At 62.1% G+C, this 14,644-nt stretch carries 16 protein-coding genes; 13 read left to right on the forward strand and 3 right to left on the reverse strand.

Annotated elements, in window-relative coordinates; all coding sequences use genetic code 11:
- Positions 1-118: 118 nt before the first annotated feature.
- Positions 119-895 carry an enoyl-CoA hydratase gene (locus tag NCT03_RS12190; RefSeq protein ID WP_250465743.1) on the reverse strand — a complete coding sequence of 259 codons (777 nt, stop codon included), beginning with the start codon at positions 893-895 and terminating at the stop codon, positions 119-121.
- A 139-nt stretch (positions 896-1,034) separates the two neighbouring features.
- On the opposite strand from NCT03_RS12190, the gene paaN reads away from it, so the two are divergent.
- The 4 genes from paaN to paaK all read left to right on the forward strand — a co-directional run bounded on the left by paaN (position 1,035) and on the right by paaK (position 5,452).
- On the forward strand, positions 1,035-2,744 hold the full coding sequence (paaN, locus tag NCT03_RS12195) for a phenylacetic acid degradation protein PaaN (RefSeq protein ID WP_250465745.1): 1,710 nt from the start codon (positions 1,035-1,037) through the stop codon (positions 2,742-2,744).
- A gap of 102 nt (positions 2,745-2,846) precedes the next feature.
- Positions 2,847-3,638: a 2-(1,2-epoxy-1,2-dihydrophenyl)acetyl-CoA isomerase PaaG gene (gene paaG, locus NCT03_RS12200; protein ID WP_250465747.1), complete on the forward strand. Its 792-nt coding sequence runs from the start codon at positions 2,847-2,849 to the stop codon at positions 3,636-3,638.
- A 58-nt stretch (positions 3,639-3,696) separates the two neighbouring features.
- On the forward strand, positions 3,697-4,083 hold the full coding sequence (paaI, locus tag NCT03_RS12205; RefSeq protein ID WP_250465788.1) for a hydroxyphenylacetyl-CoA thioesterase PaaI: 387 nt from the start codon (positions 3,697-3,699) through the stop codon (positions 4,081-4,083).
- A 70-nt stretch (positions 4,084-4,153) separates the two neighbouring features.
- Complete coding sequence (paaK, locus tag NCT03_RS12210; protein WP_250492742.1) at positions 4,154-5,452, forward strand: phenylacetate--CoA ligase PaaK; 1,299 nt, start codon at positions 4,154-4,156, stop codon at positions 5,450-5,452.
- Here paaK and mltA read toward each other — a convergent pair.
- A complete protein-coding gene (mltA, locus tag NCT03_RS12215) occupies positions 5,449-6,612 on the reverse strand; it encodes a murein transglycosylase A (protein WP_284503191.1) in 1,164 nt (387 codons plus the stop codon). The two genes, paaK and mltA, sit on opposite strands and share 4 nt — an antisense overlap.
- Here mltA and NCT03_RS34385 point away from each other — a divergent pair.
- On the forward strand, positions 6,611-6,760 hold the full coding sequence (locus tag NCT03_RS34385; RefSeq protein ID WP_284503192.1) for a hypothetical protein: 150 nt from the start codon (positions 6,611-6,613) through the stop codon (positions 6,758-6,760). The two genes, mltA and NCT03_RS34385, sit on opposite strands and share 2 nt — an antisense overlap.
- Before the next feature lie 20 nt (positions 6,761-6,780).
- On the opposite strand, the gene apaG is transcribed toward NCT03_RS34385, so the two are convergent.
- The gene (apaG, locus tag NCT03_RS12220) at positions 6,781-7,155 is read right to left on the reverse strand and encodes a Co2+/Mg2+ efflux facilitator ApaG/CorD (RefSeq protein WP_244826321.1); all 375 of its coding nucleotides are present in this window, start codon (positions 7,153-7,155) and stop codon (positions 6,781-6,783) included.
- 295 nt (positions 7,156-7,450) lie between these two features.
- Between apaG and rpe the strand changes: the two genes are divergently transcribed.
- The 8 genes from rpe (at position 7,451) to NCT03_RS12260 (ending at position 14,638) form a co-directional block, all read left to right on the forward strand.
- Complete coding sequence (rpe, locus tag NCT03_RS12225) at positions 7,451-8,140, forward strand: ribulose-phosphate 3-epimerase (protein WP_250492743.1); 690 nt, start codon at positions 7,451-7,453, stop codon at positions 8,138-8,140.
- Complete coding sequence (locus NCT03_RS12230) at positions 8,137-8,877, forward strand: phosphoglycolate phosphatase (RefSeq protein ID WP_244826323.1); 741 nt, start codon at positions 8,137-8,139, stop codon at positions 8,875-8,877. Before rpe ends, NCT03_RS12230 begins: the two co-directional genes overlap by 4 nt.
- Positions 8,878-9,262: 385 nt before the next feature.
- Positions 9,263-10,759, forward strand: a complete 1,497-nt coding sequence (gene trpE, locus NCT03_RS12235; RefSeq protein WP_250465751.1) for an anthranilate synthase component I — start codon at positions 9,263-9,265, stop codon at positions 10,757-10,759.
- A 12-nt stretch (positions 10,760-10,771) separates the two neighbouring features.
- A complete protein-coding gene (locus tag NCT03_RS12240) occupies positions 10,772-11,356 on the forward strand; it encodes an aminodeoxychorismate/anthranilate synthase component II (RefSeq protein WP_244826325.1) in 585 nt (194 codons plus the stop codon).
- Positions 11,357-11,361: 5 nt separating this feature from the next.
- Positions 11,362-12,393, forward strand: coding sequence for an anthranilate phosphoribosyltransferase (gene trpD, locus NCT03_RS12245; RefSeq protein WP_244826326.1), 1,032 nt, complete (start codon positions 11,362-11,364; stop codon positions 12,391-12,393).
- Between the two features lie 11 nt (positions 12,394-12,404).
- Positions 12,405-13,190, forward strand: coding sequence for an indole-3-glycerol phosphate synthase TrpC (gene trpC / locus NCT03_RS12250; RefSeq protein ID WP_250465752.1), 786 nt, complete (start codon positions 12,405-12,407; stop codon positions 13,188-13,190).
- A gap of 21 nt (positions 13,191-13,211) precedes the next feature.
- On the forward strand, positions 13,212-13,865 hold the full coding sequence (locus tag NCT03_RS12255) for a CYTH domain-containing protein (protein WP_250465754.1): 654 nt from the start codon (positions 13,212-13,214) through the stop codon (positions 13,863-13,865).
- Positions 13,862-14,638 (forward strand): uracil-DNA glycosylase, encoded by a 777-nt coding sequence (locus NCT03_RS12260; protein WP_250465756.1) that lies wholly within the window; start codon positions 13,862-13,864, stop codon positions 14,636-14,638. Before NCT03_RS12255 ends, NCT03_RS12260 begins: the two co-directional genes overlap by 4 nt.
- Positions 14,639-14,644 lie beyond the last annotated feature (6 nt).

Consider the following 14,644-nt stretch of genomic DNA (forward strand, 5'->3'; position numbering starts at 1 on the left):
CTTTGCCCGCCTCGCCTACTGAAACCACCTCCCGCTTCCTTCGCGTTCATCGAATCGCGAAGGAACGGAATTCTAGTGGGCGCCGGCGAGAATCGCAAGCCCTTTGCGTAGAAGAAACTCAACGGTGTTTGAAGACGGGCTTGCGCTTCTCGACGAACGCGGCCATGCCTTCCTTTTGATCTTCCGTCGCGAAGAGCGAATGGAACAGGCGACGTTCGAAATGAACGCCTTCCGCCAATGTTGTTTCGTAGGCGCGATTGACCGCCTCTTTCGCCATCATGACCGCTGGCAGCGAGAAAGAAGCGATGATCGTCGCGGCCTCGACGGCCTCATCGATCAGACGCTCCGCACCGACGACGCGCGACACCAAACCCGCCCGCTCCGCCTCGCTCGCGTCCATCATGCGCGCGGTCAGGCACATGTCCATCGCTTTTGACTTCGATACCGCGCGCGTCAGCCGCTGCGTGCCGCCCGCACCCGGGATGACGCCGAGCTTGATTTCCGGCTGGCCGAACTTCGCGGTATCCGCGGCGATGATGATGTCGCACATCATGGCGAGTTCGCAGCCGCCGCCCAGCGCGAAGCCGCCGACCGCCGCGATGATCGGCTTGCGAATCGAGCGGATGGTTTCCCAATTGCGCGTGATGTAGTCGCCCTTGTAGGCGTCCATATAGGAATAGCCGGCCATCATTCCGATGTCCGCGCCCGCTGCGAACGCCTTCTCGCTGCCGGTAACGACGATCGCGCCGATATCCTCGTCGGCGTCGAATGCCTTCAACGCCGCGCCCAACTCATCCATCAGCGCGTCGTTCAGCGCGTTGAGCGCCTTCGGCCGATTGAGCGTGATCAGTCCAACCCGCCCGCGCGTCTCCACCAACAGATTCTCGTAAGCCATGCACTCCTCCTTTCGATCCTCAGGTAAGCCCTAATGAAATCACTTGCTTCGCGCTATCTCGATAATGCTAACATTACCAACCAACCGGTCGGTTAATTATTCGATCCGCCGCCATCCGCCGTTCTTACTGCTCGCGACCATGACACATCCGCTCTTTACGAAACATGAGGCGACGCTCGACCAAGCGCTTGCCGCCATCGAGACACGCGGCTATTGGAGCCCGTTCGCCGAAATGCCGAGCCCCAAAGTGTACGGGGAAACGGCAGCTGCGGATGGCGAAGCCGCGTTCAAGGCGCATCTCGGCAAGACGTTCGAGCTCGACCAGCCCTCGACGGGAGAGACGGTCGGTGACGAACGATCGCCGTTCGGCATCGGGCTTGGCATCAAGTATCCCAAGTCTGATCCCGACGCGCTCATTCGGGCCGCTTCCGAAGCGCAATCTGCGTGGCGCGCCGCTGGACCGAAAGCGTGGGTCGGCGTGAGTCTCGAGATTCTTTCGCGACTGAACCGCGCGAGCTTCGAAATTGCGCAAAGCGTGATGCATACGACCGGTCAGGCATTCATGATGGCCTTTCAGGCGGGTGGCCCGCACGCGCAGGATCGCGGGCTCGAAGCCGTGGTCTATGCGTGGGACCAAATGCGCCGAATCCCTTCCGAAGCGCATTGGGAAAAGCCACAAGGCAAGAATCCGCCGCTCGCGATGCAAAAGCGCTTCACCATCGTTCCGCGCGGCACGGGCCTCGTGCTTGGCTGCTGCACGTTCCCGACGTGGAACGGTTACCCCGGACTGTTCGCCGATCTCGCGACCGGCAACGCGGTCATCGTCAAACCGCATCCGGGTGCGATCTTGCCGCTTGCAATCACTGTTCGCATCGCGCGCGAAGTACTGCGGGATGCGGGCTTCGATCCGAATGTCGTCACGCTGCTCGCCACCGCTCCGAATGACGGCCCGCTCGTACAAGAACTCGCCGTGCGGCCCGAAATCAAGCTGATCGACTTCACGGGCAGCACGCAGAACGGCACCTGGCTCGAACGCAACGCGCATCAGGCGCAGGTCTATACGGAAAAAGCGGGCGTCAATCAGATCGTCATCGATTCCGTGGACGATCTGAAGGCAGCGGCACGGAACATTGCGTTTTCGCTCGCGCTCTATTCCGGCCAGATGTGCACGGCGCCTCAAAACATCTACGTGCCGCGTGAGGGTATCCGCACGGCTGACGGACACGTGAGCTTCGACGATGTTGCGAAAGCGCTCGCCGTTTCCGTCGAAAAACTGACCTCCGACCCGGCGCGCGCCGTCGAACTGACCGGCGCGATTCAAAACGATGGCGTCGTCAATCGCGTAGCCCAAGCACGCGAACTCGGCGCGGTTCTCCTCGATAGCCAGACGCTCGCGCACCCGGCCTTTCCCGAAGCGCGAGTGCATACGCCCCTCATGCTCAAACTCGACGCGCGCGCCGATGAAGCTAGCTTCACCAAGGAATGGTTCGGCCCGATCTCCTTCGTCGTGGCGACGGACTCGACCGCGCAGTCGCTGGAACTTGCCGGCTCGATCGCGCGAGAACACGGCGCGCTGACCTTCGCCGTGTACAGCACGGACGACGCAGTGATCGAAGCGGCCTATGACGCAGCCATTCGCGGCGGCGTCGCCCTGTCCATCAATCTGACGGGCGGCGTTTTCGTCAATCAGACTGCGGCGTACTCGGACTTCCATGGCACGGGCGCGAATCCCGCGGCCAACGCTGCGCTGTCCGACGCGGCTTACGTCGCCAATCGCTTTCGTGTCGTGCAAAGCAGAGTCCATGTTGCGCCGAAGGCCGCGACTGCGGAAGCTAGCCAAACGGCATAGGCAAAAGCGACGGTGCAAAAGGCCTATGCCATTCGGCCGAATGGCAAGGGCTCGGACGCACGGCTAGTATCGATTCGAACGATTGGTGATTGAGGAGACGCCATGTCCGGGAAGTCCGTCCTGTTTCATATCGATGCAACGACGCGCGTCGCAACGGTGACGCTCAATCGTCCCGACAAGCTGAACAGCTTTACCCGCGAGATGCATATCGAGCTGAACGACGCGTTGAACGAAGTCGAAGCGAGCAACGCGCGCGCGGTCATCATCACCGGCGCGGGACGCGGCTTTTGCGCGGGTCAGGATCTGGCCGATCTCGACTTCACGCAAGGCGCCACGCCCGATCTCGGCGAGCTGATCGAGGCACACTTCAACCCGCTCGTGCGACGTCTTCAGGCAATGCCATTGCCGATCATCGCCGCTGTCAACGGCACGGCCGCCGGCGCCGGCGCGAATCTGGCGATGGCGTGCGATCTGGTCATTGCCGTGCGCTCGGCCAGCTTTATCCAGGCGTTCGTGAAGATCGGTCTCGTGCCCGACTCAGGTGGAACGTGGCTTCTGCCACGACGTGTCGGCGAAGCGCGCGCGCTCGGGCTCGCGCTGACGGGTGAGAAGCTCGGCGCGGAAAAAGCGCAAGCGTGGGGCATCGTTTGGCGCGTGGTGGAAGACGCCGACTTGACCGACGCCGCGACGCAACTGGCCGCACAACTCGCGCAGCAGCCCACGAAGGCGATAGCGGCGATCAAGCAGGCGCTTCGCGCGAGCGCCAACAACACGTTCGATCAGCAACTCGACCTCGAACGCGATGTTCAACGCGAGTTGGGCGCGTCCCACGACTTCATGGAAGGCGTCGCCGCGTTCAAGGAAAAGCGCGCACCGCGCTTCGAAGGTCTGTGAGAGCCGCAAGGAGAAACCCGTGACGCCTCAACAACTGGCGGAAGCGACCGCCAAGGCAATGTATGAAGCAGACGCCTGCACGCGCTCGCTCGGCATTGATCTCGTCGAAATCAGGCCTGGCTATGCGCGGCTGCAGATGAACGTGCGCCCCGACTTCCTGAACGGCCACGCGATCTGTCATGGCGGCTTGATGTTCACGCTTGCCGATTCCGCATTCGCCTTTGCATGCAATTCGTACAACCTCAGCACGGTCGCGGCGGGCTGTACGATCGAATTTCTGCGTCCGGTTCAAGGCGGCGATCGACTGACCGCCGAAGCGATCGAGCAGACTTTGAGCGGCCGCGCCGGCATCTACGATATTCGCCTGACCAACCGCGAAGGCGAAACGGTCGCGATGTTTCGCGGCAAGTCCGCGCAGATCCGCGGCAACGTCATACCAGTCTGACTGGACCGACCCGAGCAGGCGGACGCGCCAAACATGGCCCCGCTGCATGGCGAGCATGAAGGAGACAACGATGACCACGACGCTGCCGCTCGAGCCCATAGAAAAGGCGAGCCGCGACGAACTTCTGGCGCTGCAACTCGACCGTCTGAAATGGACGCTCAAGCACGCCTATGAGAACTCGCCGGTGTATCGGCGCAAGTTCGATGCAGCCCACGTACACCCGGAGGACGTGCAGTCGCTCGCCGATCTCGCCCGCTTCCCGTTCACGACGAAAAAAGATCTACGTGACAGTTATCCGTTCGGCATGTTCGCCGTGCCGCAAGAGCGAATTTCGCGAATCCACGCTTCGTCCGGCACGACCGGGAAGCCGACTGTTGTGGGTTACACGGCGTCCGATATCGACATCTGGGCGAATCTCGTGGCGCGCTCGATCCGCGCAGCCGGCGCGCGACGCGGCGATAAGGTCCACGTGAGCTACGGCTACGGTCTCTTCACGGGCGGCCTCGGCGCGCACTACGGCGCCGAACGCGCGGGACTCACGGTAATTCCCTTCGGCGGCGGTCAGACCGAGAAGCAAGTGCAACTGATACAGGACTTTCGTCCGGACATCATCATGGTGACGCCGAGCTACATGCTCTCCATCGCGGATGAACTCGAGCGGCAAGGCGTCGATCCGGCGAGTTGCTCGCTGCGTCTCGGCATCTTCGGGGCGGAGCCGTGGACGAACGACATGCGTCGCGCGATCGAGGCGCGCATGGGTATCGACGCGGTCGACATCTACGGGCTTTCGGAAGTGATGGGGCCAGGCGTGGCTTCGGAGTGCGCGGAAACCAAGGACGGCCCGACGATCTGGGAAGACCATTTTTATCCCGAGATCATCGACCCGGAAACGGGCGAAGTGTTACCGGATGGCGAATTCGGCGAACTCGTCTTCACCTCGTTGACGAAAGAAGCGCTGCCGATCATCCGCTATCGCACGCGCGATCTCACACGGCTTTTGCCGGGCACCGCGCGCACGATGCGCCGCATGGAAAAGATCACCGGCCGCTCGGACGACATGATGATCGTGCGCGGCGTCAACGTGTTCCCCACGCAGATAGAAGAGTTGCTGCTCAAGCGCCCCGTGCTCGCGCCGCACTACCAGATCGTACTGACGAAGGAAGGTCCGCTCGACGTCCTGACGCTGAACGTCGAGCCTTGCCCCGAATCCGCGCCCGATATCGTCGCGCTCGACGGCGCCAGGGACGCGCTCACTTACGACATCAAGGCGCTGATCGGCGTCAGCGCTATCGTGAATGTGCTCGCGGTGAACGGCATCGAGCGTTCGGTGGGCAAGGCGCGACGCGTCGTCGACAAACGCGCCCGCTAGGAATTCGGCAGCAAGAGCCACATCCGGCCGCCCTGCTTCATGCGGCCGGCAAGATCGCCGGCATCGTCGCCCAGGCCCCAGAAGTAGTCGGCGCGCACGCCGCCCTTGATTGCGCTGCCGGTGTCTTGAGCGAAGACGAGGCGGTTCATCGGCTGATTGCTGAGCGGGCGCGTGGTCTGGAGGAACACTGGCGTGCCGAGCGGGATCGCGGACGGATCCACGGCGATCGAACGTTCGGGCGTCAGCGGCACCCCCAAGGCGCCAACCGGGCCGTCGCCGAGACTCGCGGACACCACGTCGGCCGACGGCATCTCGCGGAAAAACACGAAGCGCGGATTCACGTCGAGGAGCGCATCGACGCGCGCGGGGTTCGCCTTCGCCCACGCCTTGATGCCCTGCATGGTCGCCTGCACCGGCGTGATTTCGCCGCGATCGAGCAACTCCTTGCCGATCGACCGATACGGCTGGTTGTTCGTGCCGCCGAAGCCAACGCGCATCACGCTTCCGTCTTCCATGACGACGCGTCCCGAACCCTGAACCTGCAGGAAGAACGCTTCGATCGGGTCGTCGACCCAGACGAGTTCGTTGCCAGTCAACGCGCCCGAACGTTCGAGCTGCGCGCGCGCAGGCAACGCCGAGCCTTGCTTATAGCGATACGGCCATCGATAAAGCGCGTACTGATAGATGCCGTGCCGCGTACGCGCGCCGCGCAACAACGGCTCGTAGTAGCCGGTTACGAGGCCGTCGAGCGTGCCGTCGGTATTCGCGAGCTGATAAGGCGTGAAGTAGCTCTCGAAGAAGCTGCGCGCCGCCGACATGTCCAGATCGTCGAGCTGCTGTGCCGCCGCGCATGCTCGCTGCCACGGCGCCTGACGCGCGAGACGGCTGCAGTTCTGACGCAGCGCGGCCGTCGCGCCGATGAGTGAATCGTCCTGCCAGCCCGGCACTTGCTGCCAGCTCACCGGCGAAAGACGCGAAGCCGCGCGCTGTCCCGTGATGATCGGCACGCCAGTCGGTGCATTCGCGCCTGGCTTCGTATAAGAGCCGCCTCCGCACGAGGCGACGAGGACCGCGGTTGCAATCGATGCGGCCAGCGCCGCCACGCGCGCGGCTGACCGCGTGAAACGCATACAATGCTCGTTCTTGATGGGAACCGCCATGTCTGATCTGTTCGACGAATATCCAATGCTGGTTTTCGGGCTCGAGGCGCTGGTTGCGCTCGGCTTGCTGATTTTTATCGTCGTGTGGACGAATTCGGGCAAGAAGAAACACCAGAACCGCCAAAACGACGCTGCGAAGCGCCGCTGATTGCCACTAAAACTCCGCGTTCAATGCAGGGTGCGCGGCATGTGCAGCGCGAACTCCGCGACCGGCGCTTCGAAGCGCTCGCCATCTTCCGCCACGCAGAAATAGGAGCCGCGCATCGTGCCCACGGGCGTCGCGATGACGGCCCAGCTCGTATATTCGAAGCGCTCGCCCGGCGGCAGAAGCGGCTGATGCCCGACCACGCCGAGCCCTTTTACTTCCTGCACGTGATCGTCGCTATCGGTGATGATCCAGTGACGCGAGATCAGTTGAGCGGTGACCTGACCCGTGTTACGGATCGTCAACGTGTAGGCGAACGCGTATTGACGGTTGTCGGGATCTGACTGGTCCGGCAGGTAGCGCGTCTCGACCGCGACGCTGAATTCGTACTGGCTCATCGTTGTTCCAATTCTATTCGTCGCTGCGCCGCCATTTAGCGCGCAGGTGCCTCATTGTTTCATCGCTTTGCTTCCACTGGTCAAGCATTCTGCTTTATGCAATTCACACTCGCAATACGAATTGCGTGCTCGAGTCAAATCCAAAACTCGCGCCATTTCATTCCGAGTAGCACGTATTAGGCCGTTCAGCCGGGTAACGTGCTGAAAAAACGCGGGTTAGAATCGGTGTTCCAGACATCGAGCCTTAATCCGGCAATGCTTTCGCCGGACGCGGGCCAACTCACTCCACACGTCCATGAAGCAATTCCATATCGCTCCTAGCATCCTGTCCGCCGACTTCTCGCGCCTTGGCGAAGAAGTCCGTAACGTCGTCGCGGCCGGCGCCGACTGGGTTCACTTCGACGTGATGGACAACCATTATGTGCCGAACCTGACGATCGGCTCGGTGGTGTGCGAGGCGCTTCGCCCGCATGTGGACGTGCCCATCGACGTGCATTTGATGGTGCGCCCGGTCGACCGTATCGTGCCGGACTTTGCAAAAGCCGGAGCTAATCAGATCAGTTTCCATCCGGAAGGTTCGGATCATATCGACCGGACCTTGTCGCTCATTCGCGATCACGGCTGCAAGGCGGGCCTCGTGTTCAATCCGGCCACGCCGCTCATTTATCTGGATCACGTGATGGACAAGGTCGATCTCGTGCTCATCATGTCGGTGAACCCCGGCTTTGGCGGACAGTCGTTCATTCCTGAAGCGTTGAACAAGATTCGCGAAGCGCGCACGCGTATCGACGCTTACCGCGAGCGAACGGGCCGCGATATTCATCTCGAAGTGGATGGCGGCGTGAAGGTGGAGAACATCGGCGAGATCGCGGCGGCGGGCGCGGACAGCTTCGTCGCGGGCTCGGCCATCTTCGGCAAGCACGACTACAAGCAAGTAATCGACGCCATGCGCGCCGAACTTGCCAAAGTGGGGAACGCGCAGTGAGCGAACTCACCACCTTTTCGATACGACCCGCGCGACCGATCCGTGCGGCCATCATCGATCTCGACGGCACCATGGTCGATACCGCCGACGACTTCGTCGCCGCGATCAACGGCATGCTCGTGCGCATCGGTCTGGAACAGCAGCCGGTCGCGCGCGATGAAGTCGTGGGTTACGTCGGCAAGGGCTCGGAGAATCTGATCCGCAGCGTGCTCGCCGTGCGCCTGCCGCGCACCGAAGCCGCCGCGCAATTCGACGACGCCCTCGCTATCTATCAAAGCGAATACGCGAAGATCAACGGCCAGTACTCGGCACTCTTTCCCGAAGTGAAGGAAGGTCTGGAAGCCATGCGCGAACTCGGCATTGCGCTCGCGTGTGTGACCAACAAGCCGCATCGGTTTGCGGTGGAGTTGCTGGCGCACTTCGGCATTGCCGAGTATTTCAAGGTCATTCTTGGCGGCGATTCGGTCGCGCAGAAGAAACCCGATCCGCTTCCCATGCTCACCGCGTGCGAGCGGCTCGACGTGCTGCCGCGCGAAACCGTAGCGGTCGGCGACTCCGAAAACGACGCTCTCGCGGGCCGCGCCGCGGGCATGGCGACGCTCACCGTCCCCTACGGCTACAACCACGGGAAAGATGTGCAATCGGTGAAATCCGATGGTATAGTTTCCACGCTGCGCGCCGCCGCAATGGCCATTTCCACTACGCTGGCGCCGCCCAATACCACACTGACTGAATAGTCCATCTCATGTTTCTCAACAGAAAACGGAGTCTGAGCAGCATCGACCGGGGAGCCTGGCCCTGGCGTCGCTGGTCGCGCTAACCTCGCCTGAGGTACGCTGAAGCCATCATGTTCGAGCACGCTTCAGCATCCGTTTTTTGTTTCGCTGCGTATTCCCGCGCCGTTTCCTTTGACTTGTCGCACCGCTTGCTTCGGAACCATTCCGGCGCAACGCACGATAACCGCGTCGTTCTTCAAGACGTCTCTCCTTGCGAGAAACGCCCGCGAAAACGCGTGTCGTCGCGCACCGTTCGACAGCATGGACAACCGGCCGATCGCAGTGCCCCGCTTGTCCCGATGCCGCGCTCAATCAAAAGAATGCGCGGCACGCAAAGGATCGCAACATGACCGAACTCGAATTCCAATCGCTGGCGAACGAAGGCTATAACCGCATTCCGCTCATCGCAGAAGCGCTCGCCGATCTCGAAACGCCCCTGTCGCTTTATCTCAAGCTCGCGCAGTCCGAGCGCAATGGCGCCAACTCGTTCCTGCTGGAATCCGTCGTGGGCGGCGAGCGCTTCGGGCGCTATTCGTTCATCGGCCTGCCGGCGCGCACGGTGGTGCGCGTACAGAACGGCGTGTCGCAAGTCGTGACCGACGGCAACGTCACCGAGACCGATGAAGGCGATCCGCTCGCGTTCATCGAACGCTTCCAGAAGCGTTTCAAGGTTGCCATGCGTCCTGGTTTGCCGCGCTTCTGCGGCGGCCTGGCAGGCTACTTCGGTTACGACGCGGTGCGCTATATCGAGAAAAAGCTCGCGCATACGGCGCCGCACGACGATCTCGGCCTGCCGGACATTCAGCTGCTGCTGACCGAGGAAGTCGCGGTCATCGACAACCTCGCGGGCAAGCTCTACCTGATCGTCTATGCCGATCCCACCAAGGCCGAGGCGTATGCCAAGGCGAAGCATCGGCTGCGCGAACTGCGGGCGCGTCTGCGTGCTACCGTCCAGCCGCCCGTGACGTCGGCGAGTGTGCGCACCGAAACGTTCCGCGAGTTCGCTAAAGAGGATTATCTGAACGCCGTGCGACGCGCGAAGGAATACATCGCGGCGGGCGAACTAATGCAGGTGCAAGTCGGCCAGCGGCTCGTCAAGCCGTTCCGCGACAACCCGCTCTCGCTGTATCGCGCGCTGCGTTCGCTCAATCCGTCGCCGTACATGTACTACTACAACTTTGGCGGCGACGTTCACGTGGTCGGCGCATCGCCGGAAATTCTCGTGCGTCAGGAACAGCGCGCGGGCGAGCGCATCGTGACCATACGTCCGCTTGCCGGCACGCGACCGCGCGGCAACACGCCCGAGCGCGACGCCGAACTCGCCACCGAACTGCTGAACGATCCGAAGGAAGTCGCCGAGCACGTGATGCTGATCGACCTCGCGCGCAACGACGTGGGCCGTATTGCGCAGACCGGCTCGGTTTCGGTGACGGACAAGATGATCATCGAAAAGTATTCGCACGTTCAGCACATCGTGAGTTCGGTCGAAGGCACGTTGAAGCCCGGCATGAGCAACTTCGACGTATTGCGCGCGACCTTTCCCGCCGGCACGCTTTCCGGCGCGCCGAAAGTGCGCGCGATGGAATTGATCGACGAACTCGAACCCGTGAAGCGCGGCTTGTATGGCGGCGCGGTCGGTTATTTGTCGTTCAGCGGCGAAATGGATCTGGCGATTGCCATTCGCACCGGCCTCATTCACAAGGGCAATCTCTATGTGCAGGCAGCGGCGGGTGTCGTTGCCGACTCGGTGCCCGAGTCCGAATGGCAAGAGACGGAGAACAAGGCGCGCGCCGTGTTGCGTGCCGCCGAGCAAGTGCAAGATGGCCTCGACAGCGACTTCTGAGGAGAAAAGACCATGCTGCTGATGATCGACAACTACGACTCGTTCACCTATAACCTGGTCCAGTACTTCGGCGAACTCGGCGAGGACGTGCAGACGTTTCGCAACGACGAAATCTCGCTCGATGAAATCGCCAAGCTCAATCCTGCACGCATCTGCCTGTCGCCGGGACCAAGCAATCCGCAGCACGCGGGCATCACGCTCGACGTACTGCGCGAGTTCTCCGGCAAGCTGCCCATTCTCGGCGTGTGCCTCGGCCATCAGGCCATTGGCGAAGCGTTCGGCGGACGCGTGGTGCGCGCGCAGACCATCATGCACGGCAAGGTGAGCGCGATCGAAACCGACTGTAAAGGCGTGTTCTCCGACCTGCCAAAACACTTCAACGTCACGCGCTATCACTCGCTGGCGATTGAACGCGAGTCTTTGCCCGACTGTCTCGAAGTGTCCGCATGGACGCCTGATGGTGAAATCATGGGCGTGCGCCACCGGGAACTCGAAGTGGAAGGTGTGCAGTTCCATCCGGAATCCATTCTTTCCGAGCATGGTCACGCGCTGCTCGAAAACTTCGTGAAAAACACGGCATCGGGAAAGCGAGCGTGACTGCCATGACGATCACCGCACAAGAAGCGCTGCAACGCACGATCGAGCATCGCGAAATCTTTCACGACGAAATGCTGCATCTCATGCGCACCATCATGCGCGGCGAGATGTCGCCGGTGATGGCCGCTGCGATCATCACCGGCTTGCGCGTGAAGAAGGAAACCATCGGCGAGATCGCGGCCGCCGCGACTGTCATGCGCGAGTTCGCCAATCACGTCGAGGTGGCGGACAACTCCCATTTCGTCGATATCGTCGGCACGGGCGGCGACGGCTCGCACACTTTCAACATTTCCACGGCATCGATGTTCGTTTCCGCCGCCGCCGGCGCTAAGGTCGCGAAGCACGGCAATCGCGGCGTGTCGAGCAAGTCGGGCAGCGCGGACGTACTCGAAGCACTCGGCGTGAATATCGATCTAACGCCGGAACAAGTCGCCGCCTCGATTGCCGAAACCGGCATGGGCTTCATGTTCGCGCCGAACCATCATCCGGCAATGAAGAACATCGCGCCCGTGCGCCGCGAACTCGGCGTGCGGACCATCTTCAATATTCTCGGGCCGCTGACCAACCCGGCGGGCGCGCCGAATCAGCTGCAGGGCGTGTTCCATGAAGACCTCGTCGGCATCCAGGTTCGTGTGATGCAGCGGCTCGGCGCAAACCACGTGCTTGTCGTGTACGGCAAGGACGGGATGGACGAAGTGTCGCTCGGCGCCGCGACCAAGGTCGGCGAATTGAAGAACGGCGAAGTGAACGAGTACGAGATTCATCCCGAAGACTTCGGTCTTCAAATGGTCTCGAACCGCTCGCTGAAAGTGCAGGACGCGCAGGAATCGAAAACCATGCTGCTCGGCGCGCTGAACAACAAGGCGGGTGTGGCGCGCGAGATCGTCACGCTGAACGCGGGCGCGGCGCTCTACGCGGCCGACATCGTCGATTCGATCGCCGAGGGCATGGCCGCCGCGCGCGAAGCCATCGCCAGCGGCGCGGCGCGCGAAAAGGTCGAAGCTCTCGTGCGCTTCACGCAGCAATTCACCAAATAACGGACATCACCATGAGCGACATTCTGGATCGCATCATCGCGGTGAAGCGCGAGGAAATTCGCGCCGCCGAACAAAGCGCGCCGCTCGAAGAACTCAGGCTCGAAGCGAGCGCGCGCGACTTGCGCGATTTCGTCGGCGCGCTGCGTGCGAAGCATGCTGAAGGCCGGGCCGCGGTCATTGCGGAAGTGAAGAAGGCGAGCCCTTCCAAAGGCGTGCTGCGCGAGCACTTCGTGCCGGGCGAAATTGCACGCTCCTACGAGCAAGGCGGCGCCGCGTGCCTTTCCGTGCTCACCGACGTGCAGTTCTTCAAAGGCAGCGTCGCGTATCTCGAAGAAGCGCGCGCCGCGTGCAGCCTGCCGGTGCTGCGCAAAGACTTTATCGTCGACCCTTATCAGATCATGGAAGCGCGCGCGATGGGCGCCGACTGCATTCTGCTGATAGCCGCCGCGCTCGAACTTTCGCAGATGCAAGATCTCGAAGCCTATGCACATTCGCTCGGACTCGCGGTGCTGGTCGAAGTGCACGACGCCGACGAACTGCGAGACGGGCTCACGCTGAAAACGCCGCTCATCGGCATCAACAATCGCAATCTGCGCACGTTCCAGACAACTATCGATACGACCATCGGCATGCTCGAAGCGGTGCCGGACGACCGCATCGTGGTGACGGAATCGGGCATTCTCTCGCGCCACGACGTGGACCGGCTGCGAGCGATGCACGTGCATACGTTCCTCGTCGGCGAAGCGTTCATGCGCGCCGACGATCCGGGCACGGAACTCGCGCGAATGTTCTTCTGACTCTAAAGACGGGACCGAATTTTGGGCATCGAACAGGAAATCAAGCTCGCGCTGCCGCCTTCGCAGCACGACGACGTGGCGCGCTTTTTCGACGAGCGCACCGGTGCGGGCAAGCCGATGGAACTGGCGAACGTCTATTTCGACACGCCGGATTGCGCGCTCGCCAAGGCGAAGTCCGCATTGCGCCTGCGCCGCACGCCCGACCAGTGGCTTCAGACGTACAAGGTGCTGGGCGAATCGAAAGCCGGCTTGAGCCGTCGTCACGAATGGGAGATGCCGGTGGCGGGCGAATCGCTTGAAATCGATGCGCTCCTCGTTTCCTGCGAAGACGAAGCGGCCCGCAAGGCGTTGCAGGACGCCGCGCCGAATCTGATCGCCCTGTTTCGCACGGACTTCCGGCGCATCGTGTGGGACATCGAGCGTGAAGGCTCGCAGATCGAAGTCGCGCTCGACGCCGGCAAGATCACGGCGGACGTGGATGGCGAAAACCATCACGCGGAAATCAGCGAGCTGGAACTCGAAATCAAGTCCGGCGACGCCCAAGCGCTCTCCACGCTCGCCGCCGAATTGCGCGGCGCGTTTCCCGAACTCGACCCGGAAGATTTGAGCAAGGCGGAGCGAGGTTATCGGCTGCGCGAGCGTCCGGAAAGCGCGGTAGACGACGCCGAAGCATGAACCAGCAGCCTTCTCTTTTCGACGAGCCTCGCACGCACGCTAGCGGCTTCATCACGCTCGAAAGCCAGTTCGAAGCGCTGCCCGCTGAATGGCGGCGGCATCTAAAAGCATTTATCGACAGTCCGCGCTATGCGTCGTTGTGCGCTTTCGTGGATGCCGAGCGCGCCGCCGGCAAGACCGTTTATCCCGCCGATGTTTTCCGCGCATTGCGCCTCACCAGTCCTGGCGAGGTCAAAGTGGTGATTCTCGGTCAGGACCCTTATCACGGTGAAGACAAAGGCGCGCCGCAAGCGCACGGGCTTGCGTTCTCCGTGCCCGCTCCCGTGCGCCCGCCGCCTTCGTTGCGCAACATCTTCAAGGAAATCGCCGCGAGTCTGGATATCGTCGCGCCTGCTCACGGCTGCCTCGATTCGTGGGCGAAACAAGGCGTGCTCTTGCTCAACACGTCGCTGACCGTCGAGCGCGATAAAGCGGGAAGCCATGCCAAGCGCGGCTGGGAACAGTGCACGGACACGCTGATCCACGAAATTGCCGAGCGCCACGATGGCGTCGTGTTCATGTTGTGGGGCGCGCACGCTCAGGCAAAACGCGCGCTGATCGACGGCACGGGAAAGGCGCATTGCGTGCTGGAAGCGCCGCATCCGTCGCCGTTGTCGGCGCATCGCGGGTTTCTGGGGTGCGGGCATTTCGTCGCCGCGAACGAATATCTGAAGCGGCATGGGCGCGAGCCGATCGACTGGCGCTTGCCCGCCGAGGCACAGTTGCTCGCCTGAACATCC

The sequence above is a fragment of the Caballeronia sp. GAWG1-1 genome (assembly GCF_023631465.1).
Lineage (GTDB): Bacteria > Pseudomonadota > Gammaproteobacteria > Burkholderiales > Burkholderiaceae > Caballeronia.

Excerpts from the sequence above, each read along its gene's own strand:
- paaN (WP_250465745.1), top strand. The coding sequence starts at position 1,035 with ATGACACATCCGCTCTTTACGAAACATGAGGCGACGCTCGACCAAGCG.
- NCT03_RS34385 (WP_284503192.1), top strand. The coding sequence starts at position 6,611 with ATGTCTGATCTGTTCGACGAATATCCAATGCTGGTTTTCGGGCTCGAG.
- paaG (WP_250465747.1), top strand. The coding sequence starts at position 2,847 with ATGTCCGGGAAGTCCGTCCTGTTTCATATCGATGCAACGACGCGCGTC.
- NCT03_RS12190 (WP_250465743.1), bottom strand. The coding sequence starts at position 895 with ATGGCTTACGAGAATCTGTTGGTGGAGACGCGCGGGCGGGTTGGACTG.
- apaG (WP_244826321.1), bottom strand. The coding sequence starts at position 7,155 with ATGAGCCAGTACGAATTCAGCGTCGCGGTCGAGACGCGCTACCTGCCG.
- rpe (WP_250492743.1), top strand. The coding sequence starts at position 7,451 with ATGAAGCAATTCCATATCGCTCCTAGCATCCTGTCCGCCGACTTCTCG.
- NCT03_RS12260 (WP_250465756.1), top strand. The coding sequence starts at position 13,862 with ATGAACCAGCAGCCTTCTCTTTTCGACGAGCCTCGCACGCACGCTAGC.
- mltA (WP_284503191.1), bottom strand. The coding sequence starts at position 6,612 with ATGGCGGTTCCCATCAAGAACGAGCATTGTATGCGTTTCACGCGGTCA.
- trpC (WP_250465752.1), top strand. The coding sequence starts at position 12,405 with ATGAGCGACATTCTGGATCGCATCATCGCGGTGAAGCGCGAGGAAATT.
- paaI (WP_250465788.1), top strand. The coding sequence starts at position 3,697 with ATGTATGAAGCAGACGCCTGCACGCGCTCGCTCGGCATTGATCTCGTC.
- trpD (WP_244826326.1), top strand. The coding sequence starts at position 11,362 with ATGACGATCACCGCACAAGAAGCGCTGCAACGCACGATCGAGCATCGC.
- paaK (WP_250492742.1), top strand. The coding sequence starts at position 4,154 with ATGACCACGACGCTGCCGCTCGAGCCCATAGAAAAGGCGAGCCGCGAC.
- trpE (WP_250465751.1), top strand. The coding sequence starts at position 9,263 with ATGACCGAACTCGAATTCCAATCGCTGGCGAACGAAGGCTATAACCGC.
- NCT03_RS12240 (WP_244826325.1), top strand. The coding sequence starts at position 10,772 with ATGCTGCTGATGATCGACAACTACGACTCGTTCACCTATAACCTGGTC.